Source organism: Thermogladius sp. (assembly GCF_049970955.1).
In the GTDB taxonomy this organism is placed as follows: domain Archaea; phylum Thermoproteota; class Thermoprotei_A; order Sulfolobales; family Desulfurococcaceae; genus Thermogladius.
The window spans coordinates 1-2,919 of the sequence record NZ_JBMFLY010000093.1; the positions used below are offsets into that span (position 1 = coordinate 1).

2 protein-coding genes are annotated in these 2,919 nt (G+C 45.2%); both read left to right on the forward strand.

Annotation, left to right across the window (positions count from 1 at the left end):
* Positions 1-475: 475 nt before the first annotated feature.
* Positions 476-853 carry a CRISPR-associated endonuclease Cas1 gene (locus ACP5VX_RS06865; protein WP_428725138.1) on the forward strand — a complete coding sequence of 126 codons (378 nt, stop codon included), beginning with the start codon at positions 476-478 and terminating at the stop codon, positions 851-853.
* A gap of 113 nt (positions 854-966) precedes the next feature.
* Positions 967-1,383, forward strand: a complete 417-nt coding sequence (locus ACP5VX_RS06870) for a CRISPR-associated endonuclease Cas1 (RefSeq protein WP_428725139.1) — start codon at positions 967-969, stop codon at positions 1,381-1,383.
* Positions 1,384-2,919: the final 1,536 nt, after the last annotated feature.

The window sequence follows — 2,919 nt, forward strand, 5'->3', positions numbered from 1 at the left end:
TCAGGGAGAAAAAGCCGTGGGCCTGCAACCTTTGCGACATTAAGCACGTCTGTCCACTGGGTTACGAGTTATGAGGCCTCTATTCATTAGGAATGCCGAGCTGATAACTAGGTTAAATAACAAAGAACTAAAAGAAAGTCATCACCGTGACGACGAGCGACGCGTCCTTGACTTTAAATGACAAAGAACTAAAAGCTGGCGGTCTACCCCTACACGGCGTTCAACTACGCCGGCTTTAAATAACAAAGAACTAAAAGAGGACAAGCCGATCAAGCGAATTATCGACAAAGACATCTAAGAGCATACTCGTCTTTCACGATGTCGCGGGTAAAAAGTACAGGGAATTCAACATAAGGGACATAGAGGCGGTCGTTGTCATAGGCTCGAAGACTAAGTTGGACGCAGGAGCAGTATCTCTGCTTGCTAGATTCAATATACCAGTCGCAACTGTAAATAAGCTGGGAACGTGTGTGTGTTGAGCGCGCCCCTGGTAGTCCTTTACAACGAGACTAGGAAGGCCCAGTACACGCTTTCGCAAAGCGAAAAGCTAGACACTATGCTGAACATTCTGAAGGCGAAGTTCAGGGGCTTCGAAAACATATTGAAGTACCACGAAAGACCGACTCCGCACATTCCAGGAGCCCCTCAAGTAGCGGGGGAGCTACTTCTATGGGAGGCTCACGCCAGCAGGGAGTACTGGAGAGCCCTATTAAGCCTCCTACCACACAAAATACTACTAGAGCTCAAGGAGAAGTACGGCTTCGAGGGAAGGAGACCCCGCTCTAGAGACCCAATTAACCAGCCCACAACTTTACCGTCTTTAAATAACGAAGAACTAAAAGAGCTTTGCTAGGTTGGGATCCTCGGATAGCCTCGCTTTAAATAACAAAGAACTAAAAGAAGGTGGGCTCTATGATTAGCCTAGTCCCCTCGATCTCCTTTAAATAACAAAGAACTAAAAGCGGGGTGGAAATTAACCAGTCTATTTCGCTCCTTTACGCTCTTTCCGCGAGGGCTTTGCTCGCCGCAGGTCTGGACCCAACTACGGGACTGCACCACAAGACCCGCTACTCTATTCCACTTGTCTACGACTACTCTGAGATGTTCAAGCCCGTAGCGGTCCATGCCGCAATAAAGGCCATGAGTAAAGCGGGGAGGTTGCCTGGGCTCGATAAAGATGGTTATTTAACCAAGGAGTCCATGAGATTCCTGTTCGAGGAGTTCTTCTATATTTTCAAGGCGAGAATAAGAGGCGCAAAAATCACGCCTCACAGGGCGGTATACGTGAACGCCTTCAGGTTGGCAGCGAGAATAAGAGGGGACAAGAGCGCGAAGTACACGTTTACCTACAACCCCAAGAAGCTCAAATACCCCGAGCGCTAATTAGCTAGCCTCTATCAGTTTACCTTTTAGTTTTTATTCCTCTAGTTCTTTTTCTATACTTAATTTGCAACGCTTTTAGTTCTTTGATTTAAAGCCTTACTACAAGTTCGCGTCAAAGCTTGAGAAGCTCGACTTTTAGTTCTTTGTTATTTAAAGGGATTATCCGTGATCACCCAGTAGTAGAAGCTAGCCGTCTTTCGGTTCTTTGTTATTTAAAGTCTCGACAAAAAGCAACTACTACGTAAACCTTAGCATCTTTTAGTTCTTTGTTATTTAAAGGGGGACGTATTGTCTTGACGGGGTAGCATACATTGACTGCTTTTAGTTCTTTGTTATTTATTGCTGATAAGGCAGTACTGGACAAACAACATGTACCTGTTCTTTTAGTTCTTTGTTATTTAAAGTAATTCGCAATTACCTCACGAATAAGAAGAGCGATACCTTTTAGTTCTCTGTTATTTAAAGATAAAGCGCGGTTATGCCTACGCGGTCCACGTTATAAACTTTTAGTTCTTTGTTATTTAAAGGATAAACGCCAAGTTCTACTACGACGGCAAGCCTCTCTTTTAGTTCTTTGTTATTTAAAGTACGGGCAACACGATAACGTCTACACGTTTGTAATCTTTTAGTTCTTTGTTATTTAAAGTGGAGATAACGCCGGCGAGCATTGTACTTGAGAACGACTTTTAGTTCTTTGTTATTTAAAGATTGCCGTCCTAGTGTACACGCCCTCGTCGAACATGCTTTTAGTTCTTTGTTATTTAAAGCCCCGCTTGGATGGGGTTCTTGATGGACGTGTTCAACTTTTAGTTCTTTGTTATTTAAAGTGAGCCCCCATTGACCCCTCATGGGCTTTATGGTGGGGGGGTCATCTTTTAGTTCTTTGTTATTTAAAGCCTTCGCCGACTACTTGGCTAGGCTGGTCGCCATGAGCTTTTAGTTCTTTGTTATTTAAAGTGATGGTAATGATCGCTAACGCCGTGGCGGCTATCATCTTTTAGTTCTTTGTTATTTAAAGGCACCTCAGGGTGAGCCCAAGTGAAGGACAGTCTAAACTTTTAGTTCTTTGTTATTTAAAGTCCACCCCGTCCCCGCCGAAACCGAGTGGAGTCGAGACTTTTAGTTCTTTGTTATTTAAAGAGCTAATCCTCAAGGAGTTCGAGATAACGATAACTAACTTTTAGTTCTTTGTTATTTAAAGGGAATTCAAGCCGCTTGGTTCTCGTCTATTTTAGCTGCTCTCATCAGGGACTAATAAGGGTTTGGGTGAGGTTTCTACGGGCCGCTGGAAACTCCCACGGGCGTCTCACCTGTTTATAGAGCGGTCCCACACTAAGGAGCCCTAAGTGTGCGGTGACAACGTTTCCCCTAGTCTCATCCACTTACACTAGCACATTTACCGAGGGCGGATGGTTCTCGCAGTGCTTGGGGAAGACTCTGAGGCTCGTCTTCATCGGTACCGACAACGTTAAGGCCGCCGAGCGGGCGTCTCTCCCCGGGGTCCCTACTGCCTCCCCAGGTAGTCCTCGACCTCCC